Annotated in this window: 14 protein-coding genes and 1 pseudogene; 7 read left to right on the top strand and 8 right to left on the bottom strand. The window is 57.0% G+C overall.

Annotated features, from left to right (window positions below; genetic code table 11):
• Positions 1-133: 133 nt before the first annotated feature.
• The 3 genes from ACP7E6_RS27545 to ACP7E6_RS27535 form a co-directional block, all read right to left on the bottom strand.
• The gene (locus ACP7E6_RS27545) at positions 134-778 is read right to left on the bottom strand and encodes a class I SAM-dependent methyltransferase (RefSeq protein ID WP_426233084.1); all 645 of its coding nucleotides are present in this window, start codon (positions 776-778) and stop codon (positions 134-136) included.
• Positions 779-806: 28 nt separating this feature from the next.
• Positions 807-1,538, bottom strand: a complete 732-nt coding sequence (locus ACP7E6_RS27540) for a right-handed parallel beta-helix repeat-containing protein (protein WP_426233082.1) — start codon at positions 1,536-1,538, stop codon at positions 807-809.
• A gap of 128 nt (positions 1,539-1,666) precedes the next feature.
• Positions 1,667-2,794, bottom strand: a complete 1,128-nt coding sequence (locus ACP7E6_RS27535) for an O-antigen ligase family protein (RefSeq protein WP_426233081.1) — start codon at positions 2,792-2,794, stop codon at positions 1,667-1,669.
• Between the two features lie 798 nt (positions 2,795-3,592).
• Here ACP7E6_RS27535 and ACP7E6_RS27530 point away from each other — a divergent pair.
• Entirely contained in the window at positions 3,593-4,501 is a 909-nt protein-coding gene (locus tag ACP7E6_RS27530) for a glycosyltransferase family 2 protein (protein WP_426233108.1), read from the top strand.
• A 28-nt stretch (positions 4,502-4,529) separates the two neighbouring features.
• Here ACP7E6_RS27530 and ACP7E6_RS27525 read toward each other — a convergent pair whose 3' ends face one another.
• Entirely contained in the window at positions 4,530-5,786 is a 1,257-nt protein-coding gene (locus tag ACP7E6_RS27525; protein ID WP_426233079.1) for a glycosyltransferase family 4 protein, read from the bottom strand.
• 373 nt (positions 5,787-6,159) lie between these two features.
• Between ACP7E6_RS27525 and ACP7E6_RS27520 the strand changes: the two genes are divergently transcribed.
• From ACP7E6_RS27520 to ACP7E6_RS27495, 6 genes are read left to right on the top strand one after another with little or no spacing between them, the layout of a single operon-like run.
• Positions 6,160-6,663: an acyltransferase gene (locus tag ACP7E6_RS27520; RefSeq protein ID WP_426233077.1), complete on the top strand. Its 504-nt coding sequence runs from the start codon at positions 6,160-6,162 to the stop codon at positions 6,661-6,663.
• Positions 6,663-7,700, top strand: a complete 1,038-nt coding sequence (locus tag ACP7E6_RS27515) for a Gfo/Idh/MocA family protein (RefSeq protein WP_426233075.1) — start codon at positions 6,663-6,665, stop codon at positions 7,698-7,700. Before ACP7E6_RS27520 ends, ACP7E6_RS27515 begins: the two co-directional genes overlap by 1 nt.
• Positions 7,697-8,803: a DegT/DnrJ/EryC1/StrS family aminotransferase gene (locus ACP7E6_RS27510; protein ID WP_426233073.1), complete on the top strand. Its 1,107-nt coding sequence runs from the start codon at positions 7,697-7,699 to the stop codon at positions 8,801-8,803. Before ACP7E6_RS27515 ends, ACP7E6_RS27510 begins: the two co-directional genes overlap by 4 nt.
• Complete coding sequence (locus ACP7E6_RS27505) at positions 8,793-9,497, top strand: acyltransferase (RefSeq protein ID WP_426233071.1); 705 nt, start codon at positions 8,793-8,795, stop codon at positions 9,495-9,497. The genes ACP7E6_RS27510 and ACP7E6_RS27505 overlap by 11 nt, the downstream gene beginning before the upstream one ends.
• A 16-nt stretch (positions 9,498-9,513) precedes the next feature.
• Entirely contained in the window at positions 9,514-10,491 is a 978-nt protein-coding gene (locus ACP7E6_RS27500) for an NAD-dependent epimerase/dehydratase family protein (protein ID WP_426233069.1), read from the top strand.
• Positions 10,488-11,675, top strand: a complete 1,188-nt coding sequence (locus tag ACP7E6_RS27495; protein ID WP_426233067.1) for a DegT/DnrJ/EryC1/StrS family aminotransferase — start codon at positions 10,488-10,490, stop codon at positions 11,673-11,675. The genes ACP7E6_RS27500 and ACP7E6_RS27495 overlap by 4 nt, the downstream gene beginning before the upstream one ends.
• Positions 11,676-11,794: 119 nt before the next feature.
• Here ACP7E6_RS27495 and ACP7E6_RS27490 read toward each other — a convergent pair whose 3' ends face one another.
• From ACP7E6_RS27490 to ACP7E6_RS27475, 4 genes and pseudogenes are all read right to left on the bottom strand, one after another.
• On the bottom strand, positions 11,795-13,303 hold the full coding sequence (locus ACP7E6_RS27490) for an O-antigen translocase (RefSeq protein ID WP_426233065.1): 1,509 nt from the start codon (positions 13,301-13,303) through the stop codon (positions 11,795-11,797).
• A gap of 6 nt (positions 13,304-13,309) precedes the next feature.
• Positions 13,310-14,227: a dTDP-4-dehydrorhamnose reductase gene (rfbD, locus tag ACP7E6_RS27485; RefSeq protein WP_426233063.1), complete on the bottom strand. Its 918-nt coding sequence runs from the start codon at positions 14,225-14,227 to the stop codon at positions 13,310-13,312.
• 149 nt (positions 14,228-14,376) lie between these two features.
• Positions 14,377-14,559, bottom strand: a pseudogene (locus tag ACP7E6_RS27480) (sugar phosphate nucleotidyltransferase); the annotation flags it as partial.
• Positions 14,560-14,638: 79 nt separating this feature from the next.
• Positions 14,639-15,949 (bottom strand): exopolysaccharide biosynthesis protein, encoded by a 1,311-nt coding sequence (locus tag ACP7E6_RS27475; RefSeq protein ID WP_426233062.1) that lies wholly within the window; start codon positions 15,947-15,949, stop codon positions 14,639-14,641.
• Positions 15,950-16,163: the final 214 nt, after the last annotated feature.

The following is a 16,163-nucleotide window of genomic DNA, read 5'->3' as shown; positions in this document are numbered from 1 at the left end:
GCCTAAGCTGTGGTGTCCGAAGGTTCGGTCATGCCGCTCGCGATGCGCTACCGCCGCGCCTCGCATTGATCCACATGCGCACTTCATCGCAGAGCCCCAAGATCGTGGCAGATACCCCAAGCGGATGGCCTTTTTACGCCGCCCCTGGCCCCCACCTGGCTGAATAGCTTTTCGAGAAAACGAACTTCTCGACATAGATGTTACCAATTGGAAACAGCGTCTTAACCTCGCAGTAGGACAGGAGGTTAATGCGGTCGATGTGGTAACGGCGCGCGGCGATATCTAAGGCCCCGTAATCCTTAGACAACTTCAGCGCGGCTCGCCGCATCGGCGGAGCAAGCCAGTGCAGGAACGGTAGCCGGAAATGGGGTTCGATGGGGAATTCCCACGCCGGCGTTTGTATCCAGCCGGAAAGCCCCACCCTTTGCATCTCCGACGCCATGGCGCTCATATCAGGCCATGCACCGACATGCTCTATGACCGAATTGGAATGAACCAGATCGACCGATTTGTCTGCGTACCCCTTCAGGTCACGCGCGTCGCCAATCTCGCTGGAAAAGAGATTGGACAGGCCGTGACGATCGATCTCATTTTCATCGATGTTCAAGAGCCGGATTTCGCTGATGCGGTCATGGCCGACATTTTCCCAGTAATCCGGCCGGCCGCCCACGTCCAAAATGGCGATCGGTCTTCCGAGATGGTCGGCAAGTTTCTCAATCTGACGTCTGAGAATGCGCCCGCGAGCAGTCCTGAATCTGCTAATGGTTAGATCCTTCATATCGTCCAGCTCCCCGTGCGCGCCAATGTCATTGGTTCAAGATCGTGCCAAGTGTGTCGTCAATATTTCCGGACCATTCCGGAGAATTATTGTTCATCGATGCATAGCCGTAATAGCCCTTTCCCATCCTGTTATTGAGGAACGAAACGTTAGATATTGCGCCGCCGCCGAATTGACTGTCCGAATAGACGGTATATCCGCCGCCCAAGAGACGATTTCCCTCGACACGCACACGCGCAATAGGCCCGAAATAATTGCTGAGCATGATTGCCGACGTTTGCCCGTGCGGATTAACGATCGTATTGCCTTGAATGACAACATCGGTGATCCCGCCGTCCGTGGCAATTCCATCAAAATGAGGACCCTCCCATTGGGACTGAAGATCATGGATATAGTTGTTTTCGATCGTGATATTGGATGAGCCTGTGAGGTAGATACCGTCTTCCGTATTGTGGATGTTGCTGTGCCGGACAGAGACGTTGTTGCCGGAAATGCTGATCCCGCGAATGCCCGGCGCAGCCTGGCCGTCGATATCGCAATTCTCAAGCGTCACGCCGTCTGACCTGATGTCCAATGCCGCCCAGCCTTTTGCAGAGATCCTGCAATTGCGCAGCGTCACGTTCGGCGCCGTGATCGTGACCGCGCCTTGAAAATCCAGGCCACCGACGATCGCGCCAGCAACATTCAGGACGAAATTGGTCGCGCGGGTCAGTGGTAGATTGGCCGGAACGCCGGTGTTTGTTTCATCCGGATAGGTCATCACCGCCGCCTTAACCGCTTGCGGCGCCTCCACGATTGCCGTCTGCGCCGAGGCTGAGCGCGCATTCTGGAAGACGCCGGCCGTGAGCAGCCAGGAAATCGCAAACCAGCGATATTTGGCTCCACCCATCATGACGATGCCACGCTTGTTCGGACCGGGCCCTTTGGAATTGCTTTTCTGCGTTGCCCCGCATCGCCACCAACATCCTGTATCCAAGATGCGCTTCCCAAATAGAACATGATCAACAGGTAGGGAGCGTTCCAGAAATGCACCGTCCATCCCACCGTGAAGATACCGATTATGGAAATCAGGAAAGGCGTACGGTAGTCGTTTTGCTGCTCGTTCAGTCCTTTTTTCAAGGCGGTACTGAAGAAAACCCAGCCGAAGATCAGGACCATCAGGATCCCGGCAATGTAGCCGAACCGCACGAAATTGATCAACCAAAACATATCGATGCTCGGCTCCATCCATTCCGGCCGCTGATATTCATTGTGACCGATGCCGAACATCGGATGATTGAAGACGGAGAGCCATCCATAGTGCCAGATGCGGATACGGTCCCATCCGGTATCCTGGCTGAAAGCAAAATAATGAACGTAGAACTCGAAGAAGGATTGATTTGATAGCAGCGACACTGCCGTGTAGAGCGACGCAAAGAATGCTGCAAGCACATGCCAACGGTAGCGGAAGTCGCGAAGGAACCACCCCCAGGACATCAGGAGAGCCTGCACCACCAACGCGCTTAGTGGCCCCGACGACATCGAAAGAAAGGTGGCCAGAAACACCAGGATTGAGCGGCCCCAACGGCGCAGTGGCGACGCGTTCCGGCCAAGAACCTTGTGCACGAGGGCAAACACGCTTGTGCAAAAAACACCATATAAGATGGGATGATCGAAGACCGACTGCACGCGTCGCAGCCCCCATCGCGGCGCCATGAAGTAGTCGATCTGTGTGGGTAAGACAGATCTGAACGTATTGAGCGCGATGTTCGATCCCGTTGCCGCTTCATACAGCGAAAACGGCAGTAGCAGCAGGATGATCAGGAATATGGCTTTTACCATTCCGTGAAACTGCTGCTCATTTCTGATGAGAACGCGCGCAAGAAAATAGGCGCCCATGGTCTCGATCGCCATCATGCCGCCGGACTGAAAAGACGTTGCCGCGTCGTGTACGACCGCAAGACTGATAGCGCACCAAAGGCAAAACAGTATCACCAGAATATCGGGTGTCCTGATCCGCCCAGCCTTGCCGTTCATCCACATGACGAGGCATGGGATCATCGTTGCAATCAGGATGAAACGGGAGACGGACAGGCGCAGCGGACCGAGTTCGATGATCCAGGGAATAATCAGGCTGAACAGAAACAGGCGGGCTGGCCAGGGCAGACGATCCTGGGTCGGCGTATTCTTTGCCCGGTCCCTCTCCGAAAGCGCTGGGGCTGTAGCGGTCCGGTCCAACGCGGGTGCCTGTGCCAACCTGACACTTGCGCCGGGATGCCGGCGTTGTTGAGGATATCCTGCTCCCCGTCTTGCCACACCTTGCGTGAGCATCAAGAACAAACCCGTTTTGACGGCGTCATGTACACTGGACACACCGGCGTTAAACCGCAGGACCGGAAGGATTCCTCAATCGTTCGAAGGTTAAACACGATGTCTCTCCAGTCTGGATCGCCGCAAAGCCAGGGAACCCGTTTCAACACGCCGGCAGCTTGCCGAAGTCCTTGCAGGATAAGAAGCTGGTTTTTGGTCGAGAGGGGGCGTGGATTTTGCCGCAGTGCATACCTCCAATGCCACGATACGGTGAGCTGATTACCAACAGCATCGCCTAGCTGGCGACGAAGGCTCCCCCAAAGGACGGAGCTAGGTGCCCGGCGCAGCGCATGGCCTCACCTCTTGGCGCGCGGCTTATGAATAAAGCTAAATTGTACTGCCTGCCCCAGTCCCTTACGCCAGAGTTGTTGGAAAGCGGCCATGCTCGGACATCGACACCGAGAGAGTTGCGCAGACAAGCGCACGTGCGGTCCGCGATTTTTGATCGTGTGGAATTTCAATTTGATGACGATATCCGTTATTCTCCCCACATATAATAGAAGCGGCAGCCTGGTCGCAGCGATTAACAGCGTCATCACCCAGTCCCATCAGGATCTGGAACTGATCGTCGTCGATGATGCGTCGACGGAGGACATCGAAAGCGTGGTGCGCGGCTTCAGCGATCGGCGCATCCGTTATGTCAGGCGGGTTCGAAACGGCGGAGCTGCCGCGGCCCGGAACACCGGCCTTTGCCATGCAAAAGGCGAGTATATCGCTTTCCAGGACAGCGACGACCTGTGGTTACCGGGCAAACTGCAAAAGCAATTTGCCCTGTTCTCAGCGATCCCCGGCAATGTCGGGGCCGTTATCGGCGCGAAAATCGTCTACGGACGCGACAACCAGCGCAACTACGGATCCGGCCGTGTTGCCTATGATCCCCCGCCTGAGGGACGCCTTTCGCTTGACGACGACCAGCTCGGGCGGCTACTCACCCGCAATCGGATCAGTCTGCAAAATGCGCTGTTTCGAAAGAACTGCTTTCCCTACGCCGAATGGTTCGACGTCTGCGCCCGGGCCAATGAAGACTGGGACTTTGCCATCAGGCTGGCCCAGCACACGTCCATCTATGAAGATATCGAACCGGTCGTACTGGGCTTCATTTCGCCTGACAGCATCTCGATTAACCGCCGCCGCGAAATCATCGGACTGCTTCGAATCCTGAAGAAAAACAGGGACGTCCTTTGCAATCGCAAAGAACAGAAGTCCCTGATGCTGATCGATGTCGCGCGCTATTTTTATACTGAGGGAAAGAGAAAAAGCGCGATGAAATTTTTGTCCGCTGCGGTGAAAACCTATCCCCGCCATCTGCAGTTGATCGGCTCCATCATGGTCGGCAAATTGTTCCGGCGGTGTCCACAGCGGCCGGCCACATAATGGACGTCCATCAACTGGTTTGATACGGCTATACCCAGGTTTCCGCCGATGCCGGTGGCCACTGGCCGGAGCGGGCAGCAGCGAGGATTACAGATTCGCGCTCCCTCTTTCGGCGTTTGCGGCCGGGATCGTGATTGGCGTATTCAAGCATCAGTGCCAGACGCGCGGAGTGCATGGCCTCAGAAAGACGTCTCGCCGGTGGATTGGCGAGAACCTGCCGGTAGATGTCCAGTTGCACATCGATGGCACGTTTCAGGCTATAGCGCTCCATAACGGCGCGCCTTCCAAAGACACCAAGCTCGGCCCGCCGGGCCGCATCAACAACGAGATTTTCGATCTGACGCGCGAGCTTCTGCGCGCCCGGCTTTTTGTCGCCCAATCCGTAGAAGCCCTGCTGCAAGAAAAGGTCATAGGTTGCGGGTTCGAAAATCTCCGAGAATGCGTCTTCGCCTTGCACGATTAGCGGACGGCCGATCGCCATCGCCCTCAATGCCGAACTTCCCATTCCAACGACCAGATCGGCGGCGGCGTAGGCACAGCGCGGATCCATTTCGGCTCCCGGAAGGAGAATAACGTCGCGTCCGTGTTTGGCATTGACTGTCTTTGCCCGTATTTCCAAAGCACTGCGAGCGGGGCCATCCCCCACCAGTGCAAGTTTCAAAGGATGCGCACCGGCCAGGAGATCGACGGCGTCGATGGCGCGTACCAGAGCATCCAGCTTAAGATCGAGCGCAAGACGCGAAACACTGACGATCAGAAACTCCTCGTCCGATACTTGGTGCCGGCGGCGAAACACGTTGGCGTCAGTGTCTGGATTGTCCCGCTCGACATCGATGGGCGGTTCGATCACCCAGACGCCGCGTTTTTGAACCTTACGGGCCTGCTCGCCGAGATCCGCAGTGCCCATGATCAGCGGCACCGAGGCTGGAACGTAGGGCATCACTTCCATGCTTAAAACAGTGCACAACAACGGCACGTTGAGACAAAGCGACGCGCCGAAATAGGCGTCCAGACAGCTTGGCCATTCATAAGCGTGGATGAGGTCGACGCGGTGCCGACGGGCGATGGCAGCAATCTGTGCGATCCGTGAGGGCGCCGGGCGGTAGTGAAGGGGTCGGGCAGCAATGTATTTCAGTCCGCGTTCCGCGATATAGTCCACAAGCGGGCCGGGAATACCGTAGACCCAGACATCGTGACCTGCGGCGGCGGCACCGGCTGCAAGGTCGATTGCGTTGATCTGACTGCCCCCGATCGAGAGATCATGCGGGTATACAAGAAGGCGCATCGGTTCCCTCTGCGTTAGTCCCATCAAGCCGAACGCCTCTCTTCAAGATCCACAGAGTGCGCACGGGGACCCCGGCAGACTTGCGTGGATGGTATTGATCCCGCAAGCTCCCCCTTTGATTGACGCGTCGATGGCAGGGTGCTCACGGGAACAAACGTCCGCATCAGGAAGCAGCAGTACCCCCTACCCAGCTACGCCTTTCGAAGGGCGGATTACCGCATTTTGTTTTCTTTACTCACAAGACGAAACCAACTCTTCTGAAAGCTGGAGAATTCAAAAATGCGTGGCCATTGATGGTGTTTATCGCGGCAGCAACTGCCCCATCGAGCCTGTTTGAATTCAGTCCTGTTCGCGGATTTGGGGTCTTCGTAGCATGATCGCATCGAGTGTCATTTTAGAAGAAGGGGTGGTTATCCATCACCCCGACCTGGTCAATCTGTATGGGTGTAAATTGGGTTCAGGCTCCCGCATCGGCACGTTTGTAGAAATTCAGAAAAATGCCGTCATAGGCCGCAATTGCAAGATTTCAAGCCATTCCTTTATCTGCGAAGGCGTAGAAATTGAGGATGGGGTTTTCATTGGCCACGGGGTCATGTTCACCAATGATATGCATCCGCGCGCTGTCAATGCGGACGGAGAACTGATGACCGACGCGGAGTGGGACGTTGTTCCCACGCTCGTCAAGCGACAAGCCGCAATAGGCAGCAATGCAACAATCCTTCCCGGCGTGACGATTGGTGTTGGCGCCGTTGTTGGCGCCGGCGCCGTGGTCACGAAAGACGTGCCCGACTGGGTGATTGTCGCCGGTGTTCCAGCTCAAATCATCGGTTGCGCACAGGCCGCACCGGCCAAAATTCCTTTGTCCAGGAGAGTATAATGATCGGCATGGCGGTGATAGGTTACGGCTATTGGGGCCCAAATCTTGTCAGAAACATAGCGGAAGTGCCCGATGCGCAGCTTCTCTATGTCTGCGATATTATGCCGGAGCGGTTGGCGACCGTTAAGGCTCGCTATCCGGCCGTGGAAATCACCAGTGATTTCGAAGAGGTCCTGCGCGATCCCCGCGTCCACGCGATCGCAATCGCGACCCCGGTCTCGACCCATTTCAAACTTGCCATGAAGGCAATGATGGCCGGCAAACACGTCTTTGTCGAAAAGCCGATGGCCTCGACCGTGGATGAAGCGCGCCGCATGGTCGATGAAGCCGCCCGCCGGCGCCTGATCCTTGCCGTCGACCATACATTCGTGCACACCGGTGCGGTCCGCAAGATGCGCGAAGTCGTCGAAAACGGCCTCGGCGACATGTACTATTACGACTCCGTCAGGGTCAATCTCGGCCTTTTCCAGCACGACGTCAGCGTGATCTGGGACCTCGCCGTGCACGATCTTTCCATCATGGACTACGTGCTGCAGGAAAAGCCGGTGGCCGTGTCGGCGACCGGCATGAGCCATGTCGCTGGCGAACCGGAAAACATCGCCTACCTCAATCTGTTTTTCGAAAGCAAGCTGATCGCGCACATCCATGTCAATTGGCTGGCACCCGTCAAGGTCCGCCGCACATTGATCGGGGGCAGCAACAAGATGATCGTCTACGACGACCTTGAGCCCAGTGAAAAGATCAAGATCTACGACAAGGGCATCACCCTGAACGGCAATCCGCAGCGCAATGGTGAGAAAGTCTACCAGATGCTGGTCGGCTACCGCACAGGCGATATGCATGCGCCACAACTGGATATGACCGAGGCATTGGGCCGTGAACTCAAACAGTTCGTCGAATGCGTGGAAAAGAACCAGCAGCCGATTGTCGACGGCCACGCCGGTTTGCGCGTTGTCCGCATTCTTGAAGCTGCGACCCAGTCCCTTCAGCAGCGTGGTCGCGTCGTCGAGCTGGAACAAGCGAGGCTGATCGCATGATCCCCTTTCTTGATCTCAAAGCGCAATATGCATCGATCAAGGATGAAATCGACGCGGCCGTCCTCGGCGTGTTGGCTTCGGCACAATATGTTCTTGGCCCGGAAGTCTCTCAATTTGAAGAGGAATTTGCAGCTTACTGTGACGCGAAACACGCTGTTGCCGTCAACACAGGCACGAGTGCGCTGCATCTGGCCTTGCTTGCAGCAGGTGTTGGCCCCGGCGATGAAGTCATCACCGTGCCATTTACCTTCGTAGCGACGGTATCGGCGGTTTGCTACGCGGGCGCATTGCCTGTGTTCGTCGATGTCGAACCGGTCACGCTGACCATGGACCCGGCCAAACTTGAAGCCGCGATCACGCCGCGCACGAAGGCGATCGTACCCGTTCATCTGTATGGGCAGATGGCGGATATGGATGCGATCATGGCCATTGCAAACCGCCATGGCATTGCTGTTATCGAAGACGCCTGCCAGGCGCACGGTGCAGAGTACAAGGGCCGCCGCGCAGGCGGTATAGGGGCTTCGGGCTGCTTCAGCTTCTACCCGGGCAAGAATCTCGGCGCCTGCGGCGAAGGCGGCATTGTTGTTACCAATAATGACGAGCACGCCAAGGCCATGCGTATGCTACGGGACTGGGGCCAGGAGCGCCGGTACCATCATCTTGTAAAAGGGTTCAACTACCGCATGGACGGCATTCAGGGTGCAATCCTGCGTGTTAAACTCCGGCATCTGGACGCTTGGACCGCTGCGCGCCGTGCTCACGCGGTCCGCTATTCGTCGATGCTTTCCAGTTTGGACATTGTGGAAACGCCGGCCGAAGTCGCATATCGCCGGCACGTCTATCATATCTATGCGGTCCGCTGCCGGGATCGTGACAGTCTCCACCGCGCGTTGGAAGCCGAAGGTATCCAGTCCGGCTTGCATTATCCGATCCCGGTGCACCTCCAAAAGGCGCATGAGGATCTTGGCTACCGGCTTGGCGACTTTCCCGTATCGGAGGCCGCTGCCCGCTCCGTTCTTTCATTGCCAATCTACCCCGAAATGACGGCAAGACAGGTGGAGCAGGTAGTGGCAACGGTGGAGCACGACGCTTATGTCAGCTGATGTCACCTCCGTTGCCCGGATCGTTCAATCCGTTCACGGCCGCCGCGAAATCCCGAAGGATCCGGGCTTTGAGCAGGAACTGTCCACAGAGCTCAAACGATCATATGGACCCGCAGGCCTTGTGGAACTGTTTGGCCGCTTTTCAGCTGGCGATGGATACGTCGATGCTTTGATGCGCAAAGCGATCTGGCAAGCCGCCACGCGCCTATGCGGACCTGGCCTTCAAATCGGCAATGGCGCCGGCTTCAAACATCCCGAAACCTTCGAGATCGGCAGCGGGGTATTCATTGGAGCGCAGGCCTATATACAGGGCCGGTATGATGGAACATGCGTGATCGGCGACAATGTCTGGATCGGCCCCCAGGCCTTTCTCGATGCGCGTGACCTGGTCATCGAAGAATATGTCGGTTGGGGACCTGGCGCCAAGATTCTCGGCTCCAGCCATACCGCCATCCCAATCGGCGTGCCGATTATCCGCACGGATCTCGAAATCAAACCGGTGCGCGTCGGCGCATGGGCCGATGTCGGAACAAATGCGACGATCCTTCCCGGTGTGACAATCGGCAAGGGCGCAATCGTTGGTGCCGGAGCGGTTGTCGTTTCCGATGTCGCTCCGTTTTCGGTCGTCGCCGGTGTCCCGGCAAAATTCCTGCGTTGGCGTAGCGATAGCGACACGACGACGGCCACATCCTGAACATTGGGAGCAGACAATGAAAGACAAGCGAATTCTCATCACCGGTGGCTCCGGTCTCGTCGGATCACACATCGCCGATCTTGTTGCTCTTGAGCAGCCACGCGAAATCCTGATCCTTGACAATTTCGTGCGTGGCCGCCGGGAAAATCTTGCCCAGGCGTCCGCGACTTTTCCGCTGACGATCATCGACGGAGACATCCGCGACCGTGCTTTGCTGGCAAAGCATTTCGAGGGTGTCGATATCGTCTTCCATCAGGCCGCGATCCGGATCACGCAATGCGCCGAAGATCCCCGGCTGGCATTTGACGTTCTGGCTGCCGGAACCTTCAATGTTCTCGAAGCGGCGGTTAATGCGAAGGTGAAAAAAGTGGTCGCCGCTTCCTCCGCCTCCGTTCTGGGGCTCGCCGAAAGTTTCCCGACGACCGAAGACCATCATTCCTACAACAACCGGACGATCTACGGCGCCGCGAAGGCGTTTAACGAGGGCCTGTTGCGCAGCTTCGCCGAAATGTACGGTTTGAAATATGTCGCGTTGCGGTACTTCAACGTCTACGGTCCACGCATGGACGTCTACGGCGCTTATACCGAGGTGCTGATCCGCTGGATGGAACGGATATCGGCGGGCTTGCCACCGATCATCAATGGAGATGGCAGCCAGACCATGGATTTCGTCCACATTCACGACATTGCGCTGGCAAATATACTTGCGGCACAGTCGGATGTAACCGACGAGGTCTTCAATGTCGCGAGCGGTACGGAGACCAGTCTTCTGGAACTCGCAAAACTGTTGACCGGCGTGATGAACGCGTCGATCGAACCGCAACATCAGGCGGCGCGCACAGTGAACGCCGTGACACGCCGGCTCGCTGATACGAGCAAAGCCGAGCGTCTCTTGGGTTTCAAGGCTCAGCTGACATTGGAAGACGGATTGCGGGGGCTCGTTGATTGGTGGCGCCAGGAAAGATTACTGGAAGTCGGAGGGCGGGCCGCATGAGCCCGATGCTTCCCCAGATTCCCGTTGCCAAACCAATGCTCGATGAGATGGAAGTGGAGGCGGTTCGACGGGTCGTGTTGTCCGGCTGGGTTACACAGGGACCTGAGGTCGCGGCTTTCGAAAACGAGTTTGCCGCCTTCGTTCAAGCCGATCACGCCTGCGCTGTTTCAAACTGCACGACGGCCCTGCATTTGGCGTTGAAAGCTGTTGGCGTGGGGCCCGGCGACGAGGTCGTAACCGTCAGCCATACGTTCATCGCAACGGCGAATGCTATCCGGTATTTAGGCGGGATTCCCGTTTTCATCGACATCGAAACCAACGGATTCAATATCGACCCGCAGCTGATCCAATCGGAAATCACGCCTCGAACAAAGGCGATCTTGTGCGTGCATCAACTCGGCATGCCCTGCGACCTTGCAGCAATTATCGAAATCGGCCGGAGCAATGGCATTCCGATCATCGAAGATGCGGCCTGCGCCACAGGGAGCGAAATCCTGTGGGATGGTCAGTGGGAAAAGATAGGCCGGCCGCGCAGCGATATTGCCTGTTTTTCTTTTCATCCCAGAAAGGTCGTAACGACTGGTGACGGCGGCATGCTGACGACCGCGAATGCCGAGTATGACCGCAAGTTTCGCTTGTGGCGTCAGCACGGCATGAGCGTTCCCGATACAGTCCGCCATGGCTCACGCCAGGTCATCTACGAAGGCTATCCTGAGCTTGGCTACAATTATCGCATGACCGACCTCCAGGCCGCGATGGGCCGGGTGCAACTGACCCGGCTGCCTGACCTGATATCAAGACGGCGTCATCTCGCTGAGCTCTATCGGCAGGAACTGCGCGACATTACATGGCTTGAAACACCCGTTGAACCGTCGTGGGCACGCAGCAATTGGCAAAGCTATTGTGTCATGCTTCCGCCGTGGCTCGACCAGCGTGACACCATGCAGGTGTTGCTGGACAAAGGAATTTCGACCCGGCGCGGCATTATGAACATCCATCGCGAAGACGCTTATGCCGACAAGACGACGCATCGGGTCGCTGCAGGCCAGCTCCCAAAAAGCGTGGCAGCGCAGCAGGGTACAATCATTTTGCCCTTGTTTGCGCAATTAACCGACGAAGAGGTTCTGTTCGTCGCCGACACGCTTCGCAACCTATGCCTTGCGCCGCAAAGGGCGACGGCCTAATCCCTCTTACCGGGTCAGATCCGCCCGAAAATCAATCCAGAGACGTATATGCGTGCGTCTCTGGATTTGCGCGTCTCCGGGCATTCCCTCGCACGCGACACACTGCGGGACTTCCCGCGTCATGCTGCTCTGAGCACCCATCTTCTGATCGGCAGAGGAAGCTGCTCTGGTGGCAAAAGCCCCATCAGCATTTTCAACGAATACAGCCCGCTCAACAAGACGGCGATAGATCCGAAAGCAGTCGCTTGCCAGAAGGGCAGAAAAAGCGTTGCACAGAAAACCAGCGCTGACGAGACAATGAAGATCAGTCCGATCTTGAGATTGGCGGAAGACCAGCGAAAGCCGGTGAGTTTGCGTGCGAAAAAGTAAATGAGGATGCTGTGCCATAGGTAAAGCCCGAAAAATGCCGCCGCCGAGCCGACCAGGCCAAACTTAGACACCAGCAACCAAGCCAGACCGATATGCACCACAGTTGCGGCGACTTCCGTCCAGAAAAAGATCGCCTGCTCGCTCTTTGCCAGCACGATAAAGCCCATGGGCCAGGCAATGATACGAAGCAACATGCCGAGGCAAATCCAACGCAAAAGGTCTGCGGCGCCATAGAATTCCGGGGAATAGAACATTCGCATGACAAGAGGCGCAAAGGTCAGCGTTGCAAGGACGCCCGGCCCGGCGAGCAGAATGCTGACCTGAGCTTGCTCGTTAACCAAGCGGTTACAGGCCGCATGATCGTCGGCAATCGCCGTCAAGCGTGGATAGAAATCTGTGCCCATCGCTTGCAGGATGAAGCCCGCATAGAGGCTGCCGAGTGCCCAGGCCGACTGATACAGCCCCGCCGCGACGATGCCGCCGTGCTGCAGGACGATGATGCGGACGACGTAGGCGGTTGCAAGGGTGAGCAAACCGCTGGCCATGAAGACGAGACCCAATCTGAGCAGTCCGCCCAGTTCCTGTCTGAACTGAGGAGCAGACAAATTGTCCGCACTTTGCGGCATCTTCCGGCTGTACCACCAGGAGATAAGCAGGGTCACGGCGGCGATAGCGACGAGTGACGGAGCCACCCCTTCAAAGCCCAAAAAGTAAACAAGGGGGATGGTGACCACGGTCGAAAAAAATGCGGTCAGCAGATTGATGCGGGCAAGGATTGAGATTTCCCGCATCCCCTGAATCATCGCCGTCTGTCCCGCCGACGCGAGCCGAAAGAAAATTGCAAGCGAGAGGAATGCGACGCTGGCGGCATGCTGATGATCGCCAAAAGTGAGGTGCGCGACCGGAAATGCCAAGCCTGCAAGCAGAAGCGTGCCGGCAATACCGAGGACGATGGAGATGCGCTGAAGAATGAAGGCCGTTCGTGCAATCTTTACGGCGTCCCCCGTTCCGACCGCCTCGGCAATTTGACGGACCCCGCTGGACTGAACACCTAACCCTGCAACCGCTTGGCCGATGTCGGCGATCGAACTGTAGACGGCCATCAACCCGACGCCCTCGGGTCCGAGGATGAGGGCCATGGCCTTGTTGCGGACGATCGAAAACCCCACCGTTATCAGCGACGATCCACCGATCAACGCTGTCGATTTAAGGATCTGCGTGTAGGCTTGCCCTTCTGACGGGTTCTCGCGTGCGTTCATGGGGTTTCAAGCCTTATGCCTGCCGTGCGCCGGCAAAGAATAGTTGGGATAGTCCCTGTCGATTATCCGCCGGACAACCGTTTCTGCGCTCGTTTGCCAGCCTGGTGCACGCCAGCCGAAAACCCTTTCGAACTTATCGGTTGAAAGACAGGAGTTGGCCGGGCGTTTTGCCTTGGTGCGGTAATCGGACGACAGGATGTCTTCTACGTCAGCATAAGGGCCGCCATGAGCTCGGCTCACGTTAAAAATATGCCGGGCAAAACCCGACCAATTCGTCTCGCCCGTCCCGCTCAGGTGATAAATGCCGGTATAATGTCTTTCGGGGAACGTCGCGATGAGAAGGATCGCCGTCGCGAGGTCCAGAGCGGAGGTCGGATTGCCCCACTGATCGGAAACAACACCGATGCTTTCGCGTTCGGTGGCGATGCGCAGCATGCTTCTGACAAAATTGGTACCGAACGGACTGTAAACCCAGCTTGTCCGCAGGATTATATGGCGAGGGTTGACGCTGGCCACGGCGTGTTCGCTGCGCAGCTTAGTATAACCGTATACGGTTTTCGGTTCGGCCTCGTCGTCTTCCAAATAAGGATACGGATCGCTTCCAGAGAAAACATAGTCCGTGGACAGATGAATAATCGGCACCCGCAAAACGGCCGCAGCCTCGGCGACCGCAGCCGCCCCCGTCACGTTGATGGCATAGGCAAGATTGCGCTCATCCTCGGCCAGATCGACCGCTGTATAGGCGGCGGACGAAACGACGACGTCGGGCTTGGCTGCAAGAATTGCCTGCCTGACCGAGCAGGGATCCGCAAGATCAAAGTCCGGCCGGCCAACGGTGATCAACTCGATATCTTCCATGCCGGCGGCCGCCTCGACAAGGCTGGTGACGACCTGCCCCTTCATGCCAGTCACCAGGATTTTCATTGCACCGCTGCCAATCTTCCTAATCGAGCGCCGGCAATAGTCTGTGCCAGACCGGTTTCGAAACTCTCCTGCCGTTTCCAACCGAGCTTGGTTTCCAGTTTGGTGGTATCCATCGAGTACCGGCGGTCATGACCGGCCCTGTCCTCCACGAAACAGATGAGATCACGGTAGCTTTTTTTTTGATTAGTTTCGCGGATGCCGGCCAGCATCAAAACGCTCAGGGGATAAAAAATCATTGGCTTGTCGTAGATAGGCACCATCCGTTTCGATACGGCAATCGCGAGAGGGTAGAGCTGCGTGCCGCTACCCCCGGCAAGTATGATCCCCTTCATGTTGAATGCCCTGCTTTCTCGATCACGTTGCCCCTAAGCGATTGATCCGCGCCACACCATGCTGCTGTTTAGGGCGCTCTCACTGACTTGCCTGTTCCGATTGGGTCTCCTGCTCAACCGGAAGAGCCGCGACGCCCAAAGGGGCCGCAGCCAGTTTGCGGCTCACCCGCACTACGTCGCCTGGTTGAAGGGCGGTCGAATCGGACGCGGGGATCTCGCGGATGGATGCGCCATCCCGCCGCGTGACGCTGAACGCCAGCGTCGGTCCGCCGGCATCATCTTGCGGGCCGGCACCTCCCGACAACGCCTCAAGCAGAAGCTTCTGCGTCGTCTCGCTCTTCAGCTTCTGCTGGTCGAGGCTCGCCTGTTCCGATTGAAGATCGACGGCTACTTCCGTGCGTTGTTTGTCATAGAGGCCATCGAGGCTGCGGGTCGTTTCCGCGATGTTCTGCCGGGCCCGCATGATGGCTGTCACAAGATCCAGCCGATTTCCGTGATAGCTGCGCAATGTGCGCTCAAGGTCAGATTGCCGTGACGGCAACGCGATGCCGCGCTCGACCATGCTTTTGACATTGGTCAGCTCTTTTTCGACCGACGCAATGTCTTCGTCGGTACTGGATATTTTCTGTTCAATCGTGGCAATTTCAGACGTCAAGAGATCGCGCAGTTCGGCATAGGATTTCGATTGACGGTCCATGTCATTCATGCGCGCGGCGAAGATGATCTTCTCCTGCTCGAAGATTGCCGCAGCGACGCCTTGCCCGTCCTGCATGTCAGGGTCCAGACGAATGTCCTTGCCATCAGACATTTCAGCCTGCAGCCGCGCAATCTTGATCTTGCTGCGCAGGATGGAATTGCCGATCTCCTGTAGCTGGCCGACATAGCCGGTTTTGTCAGAAACCCCTTTTGACCCGTTCGAAGGCCTAAATTCGCCTCCGCTCATCGCCACGGACTGCAGCACTGTCAGGCCCGGATGAAATCCATACTCGCCTGGCTTATTCACGTCACCGATGACGTAGATTGGCGGCCGCTCCAAAATTTCAATGGTCGCCTCTGGTGTCTGCACCAATCCGATTTTTGACTTCAGTTGCCTGGCGATTTCTCCAGCCAGTCCCGCACCGTCGAGATTGCCGACCGAAATCGTTCCTATGATCGGAAGTGACACCGTCCTAGCCTGCGAGATCATAAATTCGCCGCCCAGTGCGTCCCACTTCTCGTAGACGCCCTTAGAAGGCATCCACTGAACGACAGTCAGGCGGATTTTTGTTTGCGGCTCGAACTGATCACTATCCGCTAGAGCCTGCGAAAGAACGCCGCCAAAAACACTTATGGCGACCGCAGCAACAACCATGCGGAGTGAACCCTCGTAACGCCGGAAAGAATCGGGCAATGTATTTCTCCAAAGCTGTCAGCGGGACTGTAATTAGCGTCCAGTGTGCCCATTACGCAGGGATTGAGAAGGGGAAGAGCGGCGGCTTTGCTTCATCAATATGGTTGAGACCGCAGCGCTGCGTCCACCGAGAATATGACGCCCTCTATATCGATTGATCCGGACCAAGCCGAAGGCGGACCGGGTGGCGGAGCCGTAGAGAGTAAAGCAGAAG

The sequence above is a fragment of the Pararhizobium sp. DWP3-4 genome, from assembly GCF_049898205.1.
Lineage (GTDB): Bacteria > Pseudomonadota > Alphaproteobacteria > Rhizobiales > Rhizobiaceae > Pararhizobium.
Note: the sequence above shows the minus strand (reverse complement) of the source record. Positions and strands in the feature narration are given on the sequence as shown.

Bases quoted from the DNA above. Each gene is read 5' to 3' on its own strand.
- ACP7E6_RS27545 (WP_426233084.1), bottom strand. From the start codon at position 778: ATGAAGGATCTAACCATTAGCAGATTCAGGACTGCTCGCGGGCGCATT.
- ACP7E6_RS27540 (WP_426233082.1), bottom strand. From the start codon at position 1,538: ATGACCTATCCGGATGAAACAAACACCGGCGTTCCGGCCAATCTACCA.
- ACP7E6_RS27535 (WP_426233081.1), bottom strand. From the start codon at position 2,794: ATGAACGGCAAGGCTGGGCGGATCAGGACACCCGATATTCTGGTGATA.
- ACP7E6_RS27530 (WP_426233108.1), top strand. From the start codon at position 3,593: ATGACGATATCCGTTATTCTCCCCACATATAATAGAAGCGGCAGCCTG.
- ACP7E6_RS27525 (WP_426233079.1), bottom strand. From the start codon at position 5,786: ATGCGCCTTCTTGTATACCCGCATGATCTCTCGATCGGGGGCAGTCAG.
- ACP7E6_RS27520 (WP_426233077.1), top strand. From the start codon at position 6,160: ATGATCGCATCGAGTGTCATTTTAGAAGAAGGGGTGGTTATCCATCAC.
- ACP7E6_RS27515 (WP_426233075.1), top strand. From the start codon at position 6,663: ATGATCGGCATGGCGGTGATAGGTTACGGCTATTGGGGCCCAAATCTT.
- ACP7E6_RS27510 (WP_426233073.1), top strand. From the start codon at position 7,697: ATGATCCCCTTTCTTGATCTCAAAGCGCAATATGCATCGATCAAGGAT.
- ACP7E6_RS27505 (WP_426233071.1), top strand. From the start codon at position 8,793: ATGTCAGCTGATGTCACCTCCGTTGCCCGGATCGTTCAATCCGTTCAC.
- ACP7E6_RS27500 (WP_426233069.1), top strand. From the start codon at position 9,514: ATGAAAGACAAGCGAATTCTCATCACCGGTGGCTCCGGTCTCGTCGGA.
- ACP7E6_RS27495 (WP_426233067.1), top strand. From the start codon at position 10,488: ATGAGCCCGATGCTTCCCCAGATTCCCGTTGCCAAACCAATGCTCGAT.
- ACP7E6_RS27490 (WP_426233065.1), bottom strand. From the start codon at position 13,303: ATGAACGCACGCGAGAACCCGTCAGAAGGGCAAGCCTACACGCAGATC.
- rfbD (WP_426233063.1), bottom strand. From the start codon at position 14,227: ATGAAAATCCTGGTGACTGGCATGAAGGGGCAGGTCGTCACCAGCCTT.